Here is a 16,095-nt window from a genome sequence, read left to right as displayed (position 1 = left end):
ATTATTGAATTACATTACTTTCAAACTCTACAACTTTTGTTTTTAATGTTGATAAAAGATCGTCATTAACAATTTTACCTTCTTTAAAATTATCATAAAAACTTGGTAAAGAAAAAGTGGTAATGGTTTTAGCTCCTTGTCTTGGAAATCTTTGTTCTGCAGCTGATAACACAAACTTACCTCCCATTGGTCCTGGAGAAGTTGCCATTAAGAATAAAGGTTTTTCTCTAAAAACATTTACTTCTAATCTAGAACTCCAATCAAAAATATTTTTAAATGCGGCTGCATAAGAACCATTGTGTTCTGCTAATGATAGGATAAATCCATCGTAATTATTTAAAAGTGCATTTAACTTAATTGCGTTTTCTGGAAAACCATTTTGTTCTTCATCTGTACTATATACAGGCATAGAAAAATCTCTTAAATCAATTACATCAAAAGATGTGTTTTCTAAATTTTCTGCGGCAAAAGTTGCCAATTGTTTGTTTATAGAAGTTGAGCTTGTGCTCCCTGCAAATGCTAATATTTTTTTCATAATTTTATAATTGTCTGTTTATATATTCATTTAATAGCTCTCGATTCAATTTTTCTAAAAAGAAAAATCACTTGAACTGACATACTGAAAACTGAGACTGCCAACTGAAGACTTTTTTACTGAATACTAGTTGCTATTTCTGTTTCTCCTTTAACCATTTTTGCAACAGGACATTTACCTGCAATTGTTAATAGTTTTGTTTTTTGTTCTTCAGTTATTTCGTTTTCGAAAGAAATTTCTTCTAGTAAAGATTTTTTAATTCCATTAGGTGTTAATTCTTCTTTTTGAGATAGATTAACTGTTATTTTACCCACATCCCAACCTTTTCTTTCTGCATACATTCTTAAAGTTATTGACACACAACCACCAACAGCAGTTAATAAATACTCTACAGGAGTTGGCCCATTATCATCTCCACCAGAAACAACTGGTTCGTCTATTACCAAAAAATGATTTCTAGCTTTTGCTTCTGCTAAATATTTTTTTTCAGATAAAACAACTGAAACATTTTTATTTTTAGCCATTGCTTATTTTCTTTTTAGTGATGTATGATGTAATTAAAAATACCATTGCCAAAACTGCTCCCATTTGTTCGCCATCACCAATCATTATATGTGCGAAAAATGCTAATATAAAAGCAAAGAAAAAACCTGCATAAGCCCACTCTTTTATTGTTTTAATTGGGATAAACCATATGGCTACAATTCCTAATATTTTTGCAACAGCATATGGATATATGATATAAGTTGGATACCCAAAATTGGAAAACATGGTTGCAACTTCTTGATGATTAAAGAAATACATTCCTGCAGAAAAAAGCATTAAAGCTGTTAATAATGCTGTTGAAACGTAATATATTATCTTGGTTGTTTTCATTTTGGTTGATTTTAAATTCTATACAAAATTACAAATTAAAAACATATTTACCAAGGAAAATATATCCGTGGAAATATTTTAAGATACTTTTAATAAATCAGGGTGATTTTCTAATAAATGTTCTACCGGAAAAAGTATAACTATGAGTAAGAATATTGTAAACAAAGAATAATAAAATATATAACAAACTAAAAGCAAACAAACAAGTTTAGCCCTGATTGCAGCAATTGTTTGAGCTCTTTTTTGCCTTTTTGGGGCAAAAAAAGCGAGTGCGAAAAGCAGGAAATAGCTTCAAATAAAAAGATTTATATCTACTAAAAGATTGCTTGGTAAACTCGAAAAGACATTAGTTATTCATTTTAATGGAATCTATTCGTTTTTGTAATCGTTGAATTTCTTCTAACTTTTGTTGTTGATTGGATAGCAACTGAATAGAATCTAATATTGCTCTGTTTTGCTCTAAAATGGTTTTCTCTTTTTCGAAATAAATATTCTGATTTTCGCTGCTTCTCCAAGCTTCATTCAGTTGTAAATAAACCTCTTCATTCCACTTGCTTGGGTGTTTGGCATCTATCCAAACTACATCTCTGTATTCTGCATCAATTAAAGCCAAATCTGGAGTTGCAGAACCATCGAATTGTGCATTTTCTTTTTTTATGGCCGAAATTGTACTTAAGAAAAACATGCGTTTTCTGCCTGCAATTTTTTTAATATAAGGTCTAAATTCTACGGGTTTATTTACAGACCAATCGTATTCTTTTCGAGATTCAATTACCTTTAAAGGCATTGCAGAAACCCCTGCATACCCTTCTTTTTTAGAAGCATGATCGTAAAAATACAACGCATCTGTTCCGTCTGCAGGTATAAAAACGCTGAAGGTTAAACTGGTTCTTTCTGAGCCTACAGGCTCTAAACCAAACCAATGATACAAACCACTGTAAGCACCTGTTTTGGTGTCTGAAAAATCGAAATCGGTTACAAAAGGTTGCTGATTTTGATCGTCTGCTAAATCTGGAATTTTAACAGCGGTTTTCATATTCCAAGGTAATGGATCTGAAAAACCTGCTAAGAATTTTAAACTTTCGGCTTGCAAACGCGATACTTTTTCTGCTACTGTATTTTGTTTGGTTAAAAATTGATAGTTTTTCATTTCTTCTGGCGAAACATAAGTTCCTTTACCAATGGTAATTCTTTCTAAATAATCAGAAAAAGTATGTTCTCCGTTTTCAATAATCATAACTCCACCAAAGGTTGGATAAGGAAAAAAGAAACCTTTCCATTTAATTAAACTAACCACCTCTACCCAAGCTCCTTTATCATTTTTCATATAATACGTATCACTTGGTTCGTAATTAAATAACATCCAAGGGTTTAAACGTTGCACAACTGCATTGTACGTATTTCTACTAAACTTTAGAGATTCGCCAATTGAAAAGGTTACAGGAATTCTATTTTCTGATGAAAAACGTGGAAAAGGTGTTGTACTTGATACAGAAAAAACCTCTTCTGTATTGTCTTTTAATCCCTGCCAATAGTATTTTTCTGTTGGCTGAATGGCCATTGTCCATTGATTGTTATCATCTACTCTAACCAAATGTGGTAGAGAAACATCTTTGGTTTCGCCTACAGATTCGTTTGCCATAGAAAAAATGTTTCTTAAAGGCTGAATTCTTTCGTTTTGCGTTAGTGGCAATTCTACAATTTCTATTCTGTTTAAATCGTTAAACACATTGTAGGTTTGCATGTAATTGTACATTTTAAAATGGAAACCTATGTAATAAATTGCGCCAAAAAAAAGTGCTAAGAAAAATAAAATTCCGATTCTACTTCCTGTTTTTGCTGATTTTCGGAATTTTCTTAATCCGAAGAATAAAACCGTAAAACCTAAAAATATAATAAAAATGTACTTTCTAAAAAACAATAAAGCTGGTTGATAATCGTCTCTTAAAAAGAAAAGTAAACCAATAAATAATATACTTAAAAGAATGACTATTCTTTTTTGTTTTGCTCCTTTGTTCCAATAATTTTTTATCATTTTAATATTTTTTAAGTATCTAATATTGCACCAATAAATTCTCCTATTCCTTCAAATAAATTTCCAAAATCTAACCAAGAATCATCTATATCTATGTCAGGAATATCTAACCAAGTTATATTTGTTGAACTTGAAAAATTGCTCAACATTTCTGATTTCATATCAACATAACTACAGATTTCTCCTTTATCTTGGTGATATTTATCAAAATCAGAATGTGAAGAAAATGTACACATTGCCCAACAAGAAAAATCTACAACATCTACCCAATTACTTTTTTGATGTGCTTTTTTAACTTCTTTAGGTTTGTAATATTTCTTTTTTCCATTTTCTTTTATCAATATTTTTCCAATGACAGATACATATTGTTTTTTATTTTGGGGTGATGGCAATAAATTCTGATTCATTTCCTTATTTTAAAAACCCTTTATCTTTTAATCTGTCTCTAGCACTTTTTTGATTTTCTTTTGGTGCTTCTTTAATTTCTTCTTGAGCTTTTTCTATAGCAACTGGTTCTTTATTCTGAATATCTTCGATAAAATCTTTTCCTTTTTCGATAACATCTTGAAATTTATCTTCTAAAGATTCTGATTGTTCTTCGATTACTTCTGATGATTTAAAAATAAAACCTGCAACATAAGTGCCTAATAAAGTTCCGAAAATCATAGAAGCAAATAAAGAAATGGTTGCCAAATCTATAGGAATTAAAAAACGAGTTATAATGATTCCTATTAAAAAAAAGGCAACAATAAAAATCAATCTTAGAAAAAATGATTGCTGATATACAAATCCTTTTTTATCTGAAGGTTTCATTTGTAATTCTTTGGAGTTCATTATTTTATTAAAAAAACGATATACTCCATTTGTTTGAGATTCTCTCCAGAAAATAACGGCTCCAAATAATATGGATGCTATGAAAATTATTAATTCTAATGTCATATTTCGTGTTTGTTGTTTGGTGTTTAGCGTTTAGTGTTTAAAATCGTAACTTAAAAAAATAGATTTTAAATTGATTATCTTAAGTTTTGTCTATGTATACCTGTCAGGTTTTTGAAACCTTGCAGGAAATAAATCTTATTTTTTCTTTTTATAAATATACAATTTTATAGTTTTAAGTTCATTTTCAAATTTCAAACTTTTAGCTTCAATTTACAGAACTAAAACCCAGCTTTAATTGTTTCAATTACCCAATCTTTTTTTGATTCTTGCCAATTTTTAAAATTTGCATAAAAATCTTCTTTATCATACCAATACCAAAACAACACATCTTTTGGAGCGATATTAATTAGTAGTTTCCAAATTAAATCTTGATGATTTGGTCTTAATGATGAATGAGGTTTGTGCAATGAAAAATAAAATTCTTCATCTACAATATCTTTAATTTTAATATCTGGATTAATTTGTTTTTTATCCAAATATCGTTCTACACTCATTACTTTTTTACGTGTTTTTATATCAACCTTATTCAAATAACTTTTAAACAACATTTTATCCTTTAAAATATCATTTACAGGATGTTGTGTTTCTTTTAAAGCTTCTCCAAAAATAAATTTCTTAATTCGCTCGTATCTTTTTGTAGGTATTTCCTTAGCTAAATCGCACTCAATAATTACATGATCTCTTAATTGAGTAACCAATTCTGGTTGCGTTATATGAAACATCAACACATCGTAAGTGGTGTCATTTATGGCTTCTTTATAAGCTTCTTGGTTTTCGAAAACAAGAATTGGTTTTATAAAGTTTCTCAGCAAATAAATACCTCCAAACGCCTTGGTATAAAATGAATCTGATGTATAAATAATAGACGCTAAACTAATATCTCTTTCTCTTAAATCGCCATATTTTTTTGCTGATTTTAATAATTTTTGATGCAAGTTTTCATCAATAAAATTATTGTCTTTATGAAACGTTTCTATCAGTTTTAATTGCTCTTTTTTTGCTTGTTCTAAATTATCTATAAGATGAAATTTAATGGTAACCTCTTGATAATTTAAAACATCTAAGGGCTCGTAAAACACATCTATATTTTGATCAAAATCGATACAAATAGCAGAATCTCTTGTAATATTTTGAATTTTTTTTGCGTGTGTTCTAAACACTAATTTCATTAATTCTACATCAAAAGAGTGAAAAGGATTGTAAATTGGCAAACCTTTTTGCAATGGTGTAATTATTATTGCATGCGGATTTGCTTCACCATTATTTAAATAAAATACCTCATTTTTTTCTTCTGCAATTTCTGGGCTCCAACCAATTCCGTCTATAGAAAATGAAGTCAATTTGGTTTTTGTAAAACCTAATTTTTCTAAACATTTATTATAACGTTCTACTAATTTTCCGCTAATAGGAATTAGTTCGCTTCTGTATAAATTGGCTTTGATTAGTTTTTGCATATTCTTATTTCACTGAGACTCAGCGAAAAAAATCACTGAGAATCTCTGAGTTTTTTAAAAGTTATTCTTACCTATTTAAAAATAATACCTTCTTTTATTCTTTATATTTACTATTAATTACAAATGTTCCTGCAGCCATATCTCCAATTCTCTGGTTGTCTTTATTTATTAGTGCTACAATAATTCCGCTAATAAAAGAACAATCAATAAACCCTAAAACAAAACGACCAAAAGCTTGCCCCATATTAACATCAGTATAATCTTTAGAAACCACTTTAATATCCATAAAACGTTTTCCAATAGTTTGTCCCCAAATTCCTTCGCTTATTGGCCAAAGAAAAAAACCAAATAAAAATGCCACTAAAGCTGAAAAACCTTCTAAATGAAAACTAAAAATGCTTTCTGAAGAATTATCTAAAACTAATGCCAAAAAGACACAAACAAAGTAATAAATAATAAAATCTATTACAGACGCAACTATTCTTCTTCCTATACTTGCTTTTTCAAATTTAGCTTGATAATTATCAAACTCTTCTAATCCACTCATTTTAGCAGCTTATTAATCTGTAAATATTGCAACAACATAATTGTTCTTGCATCAATAATTTCTTCGGTTGCTATCATTTTTAAAGCGTCTGAAAATTCAGTTTCTAACACTTCAATTTCTTCATCTTCTGCTAATACTCCTCCTCCATTTTCGGTTTTATTTTCATCAGAATATTCACCAATAAACAGATGCACTTTTTCGTTTACAATTCCTGGAGATAAAAAAACCGTACTTATTCTTTTAACTTTATCTATTTTGTACCCAACTTCTTCTTCAGTTTCGCGAATTGCAGCATTTTCTGGAGATTCATTTTTATCTATTGCACCACCAACAACTTCAATCGAAAATCCATCAGAAAAACCGTGAACATAAACTGGCACACGAAATTGTTTGGATAAAATTACTTTATTTGTTTTAGGATTGTATAACAAAATGGCAATTCCATCACTTTTACCATAAATCTCGAAAGTTAGGTTTTTTGATTTTCCACTGTTAAAAGTATAATCGAAATTAATGTCTTCTAATTTCCCCCAACCACTAGATTTTAACGTTGATGAAACGTTATTTATTTTCTTTTTAATTTCCATTTTCAAATTGTTCTCTCGCTTCTAAATCTATATTTAATTGATTTACTCTTGCATCAACCTTACGTTTAAAATCGGTATCTGCAATAGTTGCAACATTGTCTAAATATCTGACAACTTCTTGTCTTCTAATTTCAGAAAAATCCAGGCCTTTCATATTGGCTTTCATTAATTCTTGTAACATATTAAACTTCGTTTGATAATCTTTTTTAAAGTAAATTTCAGGATTATCGAACCAATCTTGTTCTAAATCAAAATCTGTTAATCGCAAAGAAATTGCAGACTGAATGTTTCTAACATCTCTTGATGAAAAGAAAGGAAATATGTTTTGAATTTCTTTATACAAACTTGCAAAAAATGAATGTTCGTTGGTTTTATGATACTGGCTTGCTTTGTCATAGGCTTCTAAAACCCTTGCTTCTGATGGTTTTTCTATTGCATTTAGAATTTCGCCCATACTTTTGGTTAAACCTTGATCTTGTAAAAAATTATAGTTTTTTGGGTTTTGCATATTCACAAAATCTGGAATTGTTTTTTCAAATTTCTTCCACCAAATGTAATCTTGATCTAGAAAATCGTGCTCAGTTCTTGCACCATCAATCTTAAATCTACCCTGAATTCTAGAAATTACAGCCTTATCTAACATTTCTGGCAAATTGGTAAATAAACCTACAGAAGAATTTCCATAATTTACAGCGTAAGCGCCTTCTGTATAACGTAAGAAAACTCCAATAACTTCTTTAACTCCTGCAGAAACACCTTGTGCAGTTCTTTCTTGTAAATTATTTTCTGCATCATCAATAGGCGCAAAAATTATTTTTGTAGGATCTTGCATGGGTTTCATCCATTCTACCATTTTTTCTGCAGAACCACCTTGAAAAGTTGAGATTAACGTGTCTGGCATTGGATGAAATAAAAACGGAATATCTAAATTGTCACAATGTTCTTTTAAACGAGTTGCAATGGCTGCAATTAACATCGATTTTCCTGTTCCAGGGATTCCATATCCCATAAAAACGGGCATAAATCCACCTAATTCTTGAAACGGATTTTTCTGTGCCTCAAAATCATAACTCAGCATTCTTTCTGTTAATCTACGTGCAAAATGTTTGGCATCTTTGTTCCCTACAATTTGCTCGAATTGAATTTTATTAAACTCAACACTTTTTGCTGTACCCTGAAAAACGTTTTCCCAACCAGAAACTGCAAAGTCAGAATTTTCTAGTTTGTAAGTTCTATCAACAATAGTTTCTGTGTATTCTAAACTACTTTTGCGTAACTGAATTTCATCAATTAAAGCTTCGAAATACACTACTGTAAAATCGATAACATCTTTGTCTGATTTTATGATTTCTGGATGTGCAAGATATTTATCAAAATAAAATAAAGTACAGGCAATCCCTTTTAAAGGTGATAAAAATGATACTTCTGGAATACCTGCAAACTTTTGTTTCATTACAGATAAATCATCACTAGCAGATGGTTTTAAATCGTGCAAAATTTTATAAGCAGTTGCAAATAATTGAAATGCGGTTGCTGTTTGTAATTTACTTTCGAACTCTCTTTTACCTGATGAATTTAAGCCTGATTTACGCTCGTTTAAAGAAGATAAACCTGATGCATCATAGTAAGAATCTTTAATCCAAATTCCTAAAGTTAAGCCTTCTTGCAAGGCAAATAAAGTCTGATTTAAGTAAACAGGAATTGCAATTGAATCTGGCAATAATCGTTTTTTTAAAGCCAAAACAGTTTTAGAAACCGAAGTTATTTCTACATTACTACCATGATTTGCTCTAGACAAATACAACAAAATAGAATCGTCTTTTGCATCTTTTTCTCTGCTTTTTGCTTTATTACCTTGTTCCCATTGAACGGATTTTATATAATTTGTAGCTTCATCACGAAGTACATCTAATTCGTTTTGTTTGATAGGGAAAGTTGAGTTGTGTTCCATTTTTCAGTTGGCAGTTTTTCAGTTGGCAGTTCGCAGTCATCATCTGACTTTAATACTGAACTCTTATTATTTTATATTTTTATTAATCAGTTATACTTTAAATTGTTTACTAATTTATCTGAACTTATCAGGATTGATCATCATATAATTAAGAAGTTTTCCAACTTCTTCACTTTTATATTGTAAATCATTTTTCTTCTCTTCTGAAATATATTTACATGCATTTGCAAAATCTAACCATAATTAAGTTTCAGAGTTTTCACTATCAGCATCAGAAATTTTACTTTTAAAATGTTTTTCATATTGCCTTTTTCTATATCCCTCAGATATATTTGAACAAACTGATCTGCTTGAACGGATTATCTGAGATGATAAGCCAAAAAGTTCAGATTTTGGAAAAGTTTTTGTCAATTGAAAAATTTCCATAGCTAAACTAAATCCTTTTTGATATGCTAATAATGATTTAAAACTCATTTTTATTTTTTTTACTGATTACTGACATACTGCAAACTGCCTACTTAACTTTAAGGTCAGCCATTTGAATGGGTTCTTTTGCTAAATCGTCTAATGCTCTAGGAATTTGATTGTGCAAAAGCTGAATGATTCTATGTGGTGCAAAAAGATATTTTTGTTTGATAACATCGCTCCATTTTTGCATGGTTTGTTTTGAGAAAAATCCGCCTTCAGTAAATGTGTCACCAGAAAAAACTTCATCAATGGTTAAAGAAACTGCATAAGATTCTAACGAAACTGTTTTGCTTGAAATTCCGCTTAAAATTGCGTGTGTAATTTGGTTTTCATCCTTAGCAAAAACATTGTGTAAAGGCCCAAGATCTATTCTTTTAATGTGTTTGGGTTGAATTCCTGTTAATTTTCGATCAATATTATAAGCCATTGTATCTAAAGACATTTCTCTATCTGCACTTTCTTTTAAGGTTTGATAAATTTTTTCTTTATCCTTAATCGCATTATTTCCATCGTAATTAAAATACATAAAACAGATAAATGGTCTGTTATGACTTACATCGTAAAAACTCCAGCTGGTTACATAATCGTAATTTGCATCCTTTGGAGCCTCTAAAATTTTACCCTGCACAAAACGATTAAAAATGTATTGTCTTTCTACAGAAGTGTAATAAATTATTGATGATGCTTTAAACAATTCTGTTTTTTTAATTGGTTTCTTTTTTCTTAAAAGCGTATCTAAAAATTGTTCTTTTAAAATACTTGTATCTACTAATTTATCTAAGTATTGTTTTCTAAGCTCTAAATCGTTATACAGATATCTAAATTCTAAATAATTAGGAAATCCAGAATCTGTTAAATCTACTTTCATATTATCTTCTTCATCATACATATATTTAATACGCATAGCCTCAATAGAATATAAAAGTAAATCTGAATATTGCTTAAAAAACACCACTTCTTGTTGGCTGCACAATTGCTCTTGCTGTATTCTTACAATGATTTCTTTTAAAACAAAATCTACCATTTTGTGATAAAAAACGTATTGTTCTTTGGTGTTTAAAACAGCAGAATCTAAAGGTGTTGTTATCATAGCTAGTACTTTAGAATATCGTTTAAGGTTTTTTTAATTACCTCAACATCTTTTAATGGAATTTCGCCTAATTTTTTATCAAAACGAGTTTTAGAAACTGAACGTACGTGAAACGTTAATACCTCAGAAATTTTAGCTAAACCATTTTTTGCATTTGGTTTTATAATTAAATTGCCTTTATAATTCTTAATACTTGTGGTTAAAGGACAAACAATTACCACTTGTAAATATTTGTTTAGCATGTTACCGCTAATAATTACAGCTGGTCTTCTTCCACTTTGTTCACTACCTTCTGTAGGATTTAAATATAATTCCCAAATTTCACCTTGCTTCATTACTTAGAATCTGCATTATTAACAGTATTAAAATAATCTTGCATACCTTCTTCTGCAACTACTAAAATATCTTTATCTGCAGCAGCTTGCTGATACGATTTTATATAACTAGCCTTTTCTATTTGCTCTAAGTATATTTCTAAAGCATTTTCGATAAGCCTATTTTTTGGAAGCTTTAGCTCTTTTGCCAAAGTTGACAATTTATCTAAAAGTTCATCTGGTAAAGAAGATGTAAATGTTGCCATTTTATATTTATTTTTTACAAATATAAAATATATTTATATTTTGTATTTTAATTTTAGATTATATTTAAATAAACCATCTGATTTTAGCAAACTAAAAGCCAGCAAGTAAGCCTGCGTTAAGGATTGAAATGGCATCCTTTTTTCTTTTTCTGAAAAAAGATATAATGGAAAGCCTGACCCTGATTTTTCATCAGGGAAACGCCCTTCAAATAATTTTATTTTAAAAATTAGCTTAACATATCATCATCATCAGAAACCTCTTTTTTAGGAGCTTCTGTTGTGGAATTATCTTCTAAAACTGGAGTCTCTTTATCAGCTTTATAGAAATCTTCGAAAATCTCTTTCATGTCTATTCCATATCTGTCTGCAAAGTTCTTTTGAATGTCTCCATCCTTTTCTCTAATTTCTTGCAACGCTTCTGCATAAGTGCTGTATACACCTTTCATTACTTTTTCGTGAACAGGAATATTATCCATCATTTCTTGACGAGCTCTGGCACTTGCAGAATGCATTGATGCTAAAGTTGCACCTATATGCTCATCAGTTTTTACCCCTAAATGTTCTAAAATAGCTGCAAATTCTTGATCTGTTCTTGCTTTTAAGGCAACTACATATCCATCATAATACTTTAATCTTTCTTCAGTATCTGACTTTAACTTGGCTCTATGTGTTTGTAAATTAGAACGTAAAGAAGTTAATACTTTAATGGTTAAATTGTGTTTGTGCACAAAACTATCTTTTGAGGCAGCTAATGTTGTGTAGGCATTTTTAAGACCTTCTAACTCTTCTACTTTTTGCTCTAATGTGGTTACTTTACCAATTGCCTCAGAATATTCAGTAGATTGTTTGTCTGCAATTTCGTCTAATTCTTGACGCGATTGTTTTAATAAAGCATATTGTTCTTCTAGTTTCCCTTCTATTTCTTTCTTTTTTTCTAAAGCTTTGGTATGGTTTTTAGAAGCTTCTACAATTGCATCCTTTAGCTTTTCTTCTACTTCTTTAATTTCTACTTCTCTGTTTTTTAAACGACTTACTGCTGCTTGAGATTTGTAAGAAAGCTCACTTAATAAAGTTTGAATATCTGCACTTTCTATACGCTCTTGAAACATGGCTTTTGCTTTATTATCAGCACCTGCTCTAATTTTTTCGGCTTCTGCAAATTCTTGCTCTTCTTTTTTAATTTTAGATTTGCGTCCCCAAAGGTTATTCCACCAAGTATCTGGTTTATTTTGTGCGTCTTCTAATTCAATTCTAGCTCTTTCTAATTCCTTTTGAGCATCGTCTATTACTTTCTGTTCAGTTTCATTTAACGCAGAAAATTTTTCGAACATAATACCAACTTCATCTTGATAATCTGTAAGATCTTTAATGGCATCTAATAATGTAGTTCTGTCTTTTTCTGCCATATGCACAACATCATCTAAGGTAGCATTCAATATTTTTTGACGTTGTTGAGGATCATCTTCTTGTGCTAATTTAGATTTCATAGTATCTACAGCTTTACCCCAATTAACATCTACCTTTTCAGTTTTTTCAGTAGAATTAGTTTCTAGTAAATCAAATTCATCAGACATATTTTTTTAATTTTTAAGGTTGAATAATTTTTAGACAAGCAATTTCGTTATTTTTTTTTAGTAAAAGAAATAATATTATCACTAAATATATGTTGCTAAAATTAAATTTTTGTTACAAAATTTTTTACATTTTTCAATAAAACATCATATAAACCTACAAATCATTAGCATTTATCAATGTTAAAAAAATAGAATTTCGATAGTTTTTAAATATATTTACATCCTTTATTTCTAAAATTCTTAAATGAAGAAATTATTACCAGTATTTGCATTTCTAGTAGCAGTAAATTTATATTCTCAAAAAGAAGCTAACTTTTGGTATTTTGGTCAAAATGCAGGTTTAGATTTTAGTACAAGTCCACCTACTGCACTCTCAGATGGGCAATTAAATACAACTGAAGGTTGTTCATCTTTTTCATCTGCATCTGGAGAATTACTTTTTTATTCTGATGGGATAAGTGTGTATACAAAAGACCATCGATTAATGACGTATTCAGATGGCACTTTAGCAAACAACTTACAAGGAAATCCTTCTAGCACACAATCTGGTATGATTATTCCAAAACCAGGTTCTTCTACAATTTATTATTTATTTACAGTAGGTACAGATTTTGTGGGTAACGCCAATAATCCGAATCCGGGTTTTAATTTTTACACTATAGATATGTCTAAAAACAATGGTTTAGGTGAAATTACAAGAGGCCCAACCAACTTAGCCATAGACCCAGAAAATAATATAGATAATAGTAGTATTTGGTCTGAAAAAGTTGCTGCTGTTAAAGGAGCTGACTGTAACGTTTATTGGGTTGTTTCTTTTGCTGTAGATAGTTTTTATAGTTATAAAGTTACAGACGCTGGTGTAGACATCAATAACATTGTTAAAAGTAAGGTAAACTTTACAACTTCTGATAAAAGAGGATATTTACAAGTATCGCCTAATGGAAAAAAAATTGCATTAGCAGATTATAATGCTTCAGGAAATTCAATTTCTGGAAGTTTAGTTCTGTTTGATTTTGACAATGCAACTGGTAAAGTGGATCAATTTTCATCAGAAACTTTAATTTCAAGCTTTTCAGGAGAATCTCCTTATGGTGTTGCTTTTTCTCCACAATCTAACAAACTATATGCCTCTAGTTATAATGGAGGTTTTTCTGTTTTTCAATTCGATTTAGAAAGTAGAAATATAACTTCTAGTAGAAAACTAATTAAAAACAGAACAGGTTTTAGAGGATCATTACAACTTGGCCCAGATGGAAAAATATATGCATCAATTCCAGATTCGTTTTTTCTAGATGCTATAGAAAATCCTGATGAAGATGCAGATAAAGTAATTTACACCGAAAATGCAATTCATTTAAATGGTAAACTTACAGATCAAGGTTTACCTCCTTTTATCTCATCGCTTTTATTGCCCATAGAAATTTTAGATGCAGACACTAATATATCCATCAACAATAAAGATGCTCAGTTTTGTATAGGCCAAGATAAAACCATTATTTCTGAAGATATTGCAGGAAGTGGAGCTACTTATAGTTGGACGTTTGATGATGGTATAAATCCACCTACAGACATTACGCCTACCACAAATCCAGGAACTTTAGTTTTAACCAACATTCAACCTTCTAATGCAGGAGAATATACTTTAAAAATAGAATTAACAGACGATTGTGGTGTAGTTACTCAATATAATGGAGCCTTTAATGTAGCAGTTTTTGAAGCTGCATCTGCCAATAAACCTAATGATATTTATTTTTGTGATACAGATAGAGATGGTTTTAATACATTCGATTTTCAGGCCGATTTAAATTCAGAAATTTTAGGAAGTTTAGATCCAACTATTTTTGATGTTTTATATTTTAATACAATTGATGATGCCAATACTGGTAATAATCCTATAGCAAATCCTTACAGAAATCCTATTGCTTTTTCTTCTGAAACAATTTACGCTAGAGTACAAAACTCAAATGCCATAGATGCTTGTTTTGTAATTACAGATTTTACCTTAGCAGTTACAGATTATCCTACTCCTACTCAACCAGAGCCTTATCGAATTTGTGATGATTTAGAAAGTTCTAGTGATACTGATGGCATAATAAACACCTTTGTTTTAAGTTCTAAAGACGATGAAATTTACGGAACTTTAAATAAATCGCAATACAATATTACGTATCACACCACTTTAGCTGGTGCAAGTATTAATGATGCTGCTACCTTAATTGATAAAAATGCAAACTATACAGTAAACAACTCGCAAACGGTTTATGTAAGAGTAGAAAATAAAGACAATCCTAATTGTAGTGATACCAATGTAACTTTAGATCTAATTGTAGATCCATTACCAAACACAACTGCTTTTGTAAGTTTATTACAATGTGATGATGATTTAGATCGAATTTCTACGGTAAATCTAACAGAAGCCGAAATAAGTATTTCTTCTAATTACCAAAACGAAACTTTTCTTTATTTTGAAACAGAAGCAGATGCTATTGCTGGTACACCAGAAGTTGCAGATAAATTACGTTATCCTGTAAATCAAATAGGAGAAGCTTGGGTTAGAACAATTTCTAATAAAGGTTGTTACAGAATTTCTAAAATAAATCTTGAAGTTGAAGCAGCTGCAGATGTTGCTTATTATAAAGAATTTCCAGCAGTTTGTGATGATTTTTTACAAGCAGATGGCACAGATGGCCCTTTAAATGATGATACAGATGGTATAACCAATTTCAATTTTAGTGCTGCTGATGCAGAAATTTTAGCATTTTTCCCTGCAGCTTTACAACCAGATTTAGAAGTATCTTATTACGAAACTACAGCAGATAGAACTGCTGTAATTAATGCAATTGCAGACATATCTAATTATAGAAACACAGCATATCCATCCAACATAACAAGACAAACCATTTATTTTAAAATTACCAATAAAAACAACAACGATTGTTCAGGAACAGGTGAATTGTATTTAAAAACCAACTCAGTACCTACAGCAACTCAAGTTCCAGATTTAGAATTATGTGATAATGGTATTGATGGTGATGCTACTAATGGAATTGTACAAAATTTTGATTTAGAATCGCAAACTGCTAGCATTTTAAACGGACAAAATCCTGCTGATTTTACAGTAACTTATCACCTTTCTAAATCGGATGCAAATGCAGGTCTTAACGAATTAAATTCTCCTTTTCAAAATTCAATTCGAGATTCTCAACCCATTTATGTTCGTGTTACAAATAACACAACTGGCTGTTTTACAGACCACACTTCTTTTAATCTAATTGTAAATCCTGTGCCAATTGCTAATTTTGTAGAAGATTTAGAAGTTTGTGACGACAATTCTGATGGTTCTGCAAGAAATGGATTTTCGCAATCTATTGATCTAGAATCGCAAACTGCTGGTATTTTAGGCTCTCAAGATCCAAGCATAAATAAGGTTACCTATCACAGCTCTTTGGCTGATGCTCA

16 protein-coding genes are annotated in these 16,095 nt (G+C 30.1%); 1 reads left to right on the top strand and 15 read right to left on the bottom strand.

All coding sequences use genetic code 11. The features are described 5' to 3' along the window. Nucleotide 1: 1 nt before the first annotated feature. The 15 genes from ACWYN7_RS10930 to ACWYN7_RS10860 form a co-directional block, all read right to left on the bottom strand. Nucleotides 2-535 (bottom strand): NADPH-dependent FMN reductase, encoded by a 534-nt coding sequence (locus ACWYN7_RS10930; protein WP_462859978.1) that lies wholly within the window; start codon nt 533-535, stop codon nt 2-4. Between the two features lie 116 nt (nt 536-651). Then, nucleotides 652-1,059 carry an OsmC family protein gene (locus ACWYN7_RS10925; RefSeq protein WP_462859977.1) on the bottom strand — a complete coding sequence of 136 codons (408 nt, stop codon included), beginning with the start codon at nt 1,057-1,059 and terminating at the stop codon, nt 652-654. Continuing rightward, nucleotides 1,052-1,411 (bottom strand): DoxX family protein, encoded by a 360-nt coding sequence (locus ACWYN7_RS10920; protein WP_462859976.1) that lies wholly within the window; start codon nt 1,409-1,411, stop codon nt 1,052-1,054. The genes ACWYN7_RS10925 and ACWYN7_RS10920 overlap by 8 nt, the downstream gene beginning before the upstream one ends. A gap of 346 nt (nt 1,412-1,757) precedes the next feature. Next, nucleotides 1,758-3,446, bottom strand: coding sequence for a DUF4199 domain-containing protein (locus tag ACWYN7_RS10915; protein ID WP_462859975.1), 1,689 nt, complete (start codon nt 3,444-3,446; stop codon nt 1,758-1,760). A gap of 11 nt (nt 3,447-3,457) precedes the next feature. After that, complete coding sequence (locus ACWYN7_RS10910) at nt 3,458-3,853, bottom strand: hypothetical protein (protein ID WP_462859974.1); 396 nt, start codon at nt 3,851-3,853, stop codon at nt 3,458-3,460. Nucleotides 3,854-3,857: 4 nt separating this feature from the next. Beyond that, nucleotides 3,858-4,385, bottom strand: coding sequence for a hypothetical protein (locus ACWYN7_RS10905; protein WP_462859973.1), 528 nt, complete (start codon nt 4,383-4,385; stop codon nt 3,858-3,860). Nucleotides 4,386-4,603: 218 nt separating this feature from the next. Then, a complete protein-coding gene (locus ACWYN7_RS10900) occupies nt 4,604-5,839 on the bottom strand; it encodes a DUF6638 family protein (protein WP_462859972.1) in 1,236 nt (411 codons plus the stop codon). Between the two features lie 94 nt (nt 5,840-5,933). Beyond that, a complete protein-coding gene (locus ACWYN7_RS10895; protein WP_462859971.1) occupies nt 5,934-6,386 on the bottom strand; it encodes an RDD family protein in 453 nt (150 codons plus the stop codon). Beyond that, nucleotides 6,383-6,973, bottom strand: a complete 591-nt coding sequence (locus ACWYN7_RS10890; protein ID WP_462859970.1) for an NUDIX domain-containing protein — start codon at nt 6,971-6,973, stop codon at nt 6,383-6,385. Before ACWYN7_RS10890 ends, ACWYN7_RS10895 begins: the two co-directional genes overlap by 4 nt. Continuing rightward, on the bottom strand, nt 6,963-8,924 hold the full coding sequence (locus ACWYN7_RS10885; RefSeq protein WP_462859969.1) for an AAA family ATPase: 1,962 nt from the start codon (nt 8,922-8,924) through the stop codon (nt 6,963-6,965). Before ACWYN7_RS10885 ends, ACWYN7_RS10890 begins: the two co-directional genes overlap by 11 nt. Before the next feature lie 243 nt (nt 8,925-9,167). Then, nucleotides 9,168-9,398 (bottom strand): four helix bundle protein, encoded by a 231-nt coding sequence (locus tag ACWYN7_RS10880; RefSeq protein WP_462859968.1) that lies wholly within the window; start codon nt 9,396-9,398, stop codon nt 9,168-9,170. A gap of 40 nt (nt 9,399-9,438) precedes the next feature. Next, nucleotides 9,439-10,482, bottom strand: coding sequence for a hypothetical protein (locus ACWYN7_RS10875; protein ID WP_462859967.1), 1,044 nt, complete (start codon nt 10,480-10,482; stop codon nt 9,439-9,441). A gap of 2 nt (nt 10,483-10,484) precedes the next feature. After that, nucleotides 10,485-10,817, bottom strand: coding sequence for a type II toxin-antitoxin system PemK/MazF family toxin (locus ACWYN7_RS10870; RefSeq protein ID WP_462859966.1), 333 nt, complete (start codon nt 10,815-10,817; stop codon nt 10,485-10,487). Continuing rightward, nucleotides 10,817-11,062 carry a CopG family ribbon-helix-helix protein gene (locus tag ACWYN7_RS10865; RefSeq protein WP_462859965.1) on the bottom strand — a complete coding sequence of 82 codons (246 nt, stop codon included), beginning with the start codon at nt 11,060-11,062 and terminating at the stop codon, nt 10,817-10,819. Before ACWYN7_RS10865 ends, ACWYN7_RS10870 begins: the two co-directional genes overlap by 1 nt. 227 nt (nt 11,063-11,289) lie before the next feature. Continuing rightward, nucleotides 11,290-12,636 carry a microtubule-binding protein gene (locus tag ACWYN7_RS10860; protein WP_462859964.1) on the bottom strand — a complete coding sequence of 449 codons (1,347 nt, stop codon included), beginning with the start codon at nt 12,634-12,636 and terminating at the stop codon, nt 11,290-11,292. A gap of 244 nt (nt 12,637-12,880) precedes the next feature. On the opposite strand from ACWYN7_RS10860, the gene ACWYN7_RS10855 reads away from it, so the two are divergent. Continuing rightward, on the top strand, nt 12,881-16,095 hold a 3,215-nt coding region (locus ACWYN7_RS10855), incomplete at its 3' end, for an immunoglobulin domain-containing protein (RefSeq protein ID WP_462859963.1).

The organism is Polaribacter sp. M10 (genome assembly GCF_054968445.1).
Note: the sequence above shows the minus strand (reverse complement) of the source record. Positions and strands in the feature narration are given on the sequence as shown.

Bases quoted from the DNA above. Each gene is read 5' to 3' on its own strand.
- ACWYN7_RS10895 (WP_462859971.1), bottom strand. From the start codon at position 6,386: ATGAGTGGATTAGAAGAGTTTGATAATTATCAAGCTAAATTTGAAAAA.
- ACWYN7_RS10920 (WP_462859976.1), bottom strand. From the start codon at position 1,411: ATGAAAACAACCAAGATAATATATTACGTTTCAACAGCATTATTAACA.
- ACWYN7_RS10890 (WP_462859970.1), bottom strand. From the start codon at position 6,973: ATGGAAATTAAAAAGAAAATAAATAACGTTTCATCAACGTTAAAATCT.
- ACWYN7_RS10870 (WP_462859966.1), bottom strand. From the start codon at position 10,817: ATGAAGCAAGGTGAAATTTGGGAATTATATTTAAATCCTACAGAAGGT.
- ACWYN7_RS10865 (WP_462859965.1), bottom strand. From the start codon at position 11,062: ATGGCAACATTTACATCTTCTTTACCAGATGAACTTTTAGATAAATTG.
- ACWYN7_RS10860 (WP_462859964.1), bottom strand. From the start codon at position 12,636: ATGTCTGATGAATTTGATTTACTAGAAACTAATTCTACTGAAAAAACT.
- ACWYN7_RS10915 (WP_462859975.1), bottom strand. From the start codon at position 3,446: ATGATAAAAAATTATTGGAACAAAGGAGCAAAACAAAAAAGAATAGTC.
- ACWYN7_RS10900 (WP_462859972.1), bottom strand. From the start codon at position 5,839: ATGCAAAAACTAATCAAAGCCAATTTATACAGAAGCGAACTAATTCCT.
- ACWYN7_RS10880 (WP_462859968.1), bottom strand. From the start codon at position 9,398: ATGAGTTTTAAATCATTATTAGCATATCAAAAAGGATTTAGTTTAGCT.
- ACWYN7_RS10905 (WP_462859973.1), bottom strand. From the start codon at position 4,385: ATGACATTAGAATTAATAATTTTCATAGCATCCATATTATTTGGAGCC.
- ACWYN7_RS10875 (WP_462859967.1), bottom strand. From the start codon at position 10,482: ATGATAACAACACCTTTAGATTCTGCTGTTTTAAACACCAAAGAACAA.
- ACWYN7_RS10930 (WP_462859978.1), bottom strand. From the start codon at position 535: ATGAAAAAAATATTAGCATTTGCAGGGAGCACAAGCTCAACTTCTATA.
- ACWYN7_RS10885 (WP_462859969.1), bottom strand. From the start codon at position 8,924: ATGGAACACAACTCAACTTTCCCTATCAAACAAAACGAATTAGATGTA.
- ACWYN7_RS10910 (WP_462859974.1), bottom strand. From the start codon at position 3,853: ATGAATCAGAATTTATTGCCATCACCCCAAAATAAAAAACAATATGTA.
- ACWYN7_RS10925 (WP_462859977.1), bottom strand. From the start codon at position 1,059: ATGGCTAAAAATAAAAATGTTTCAGTTGTTTTATCTGAAAAAAAATAT.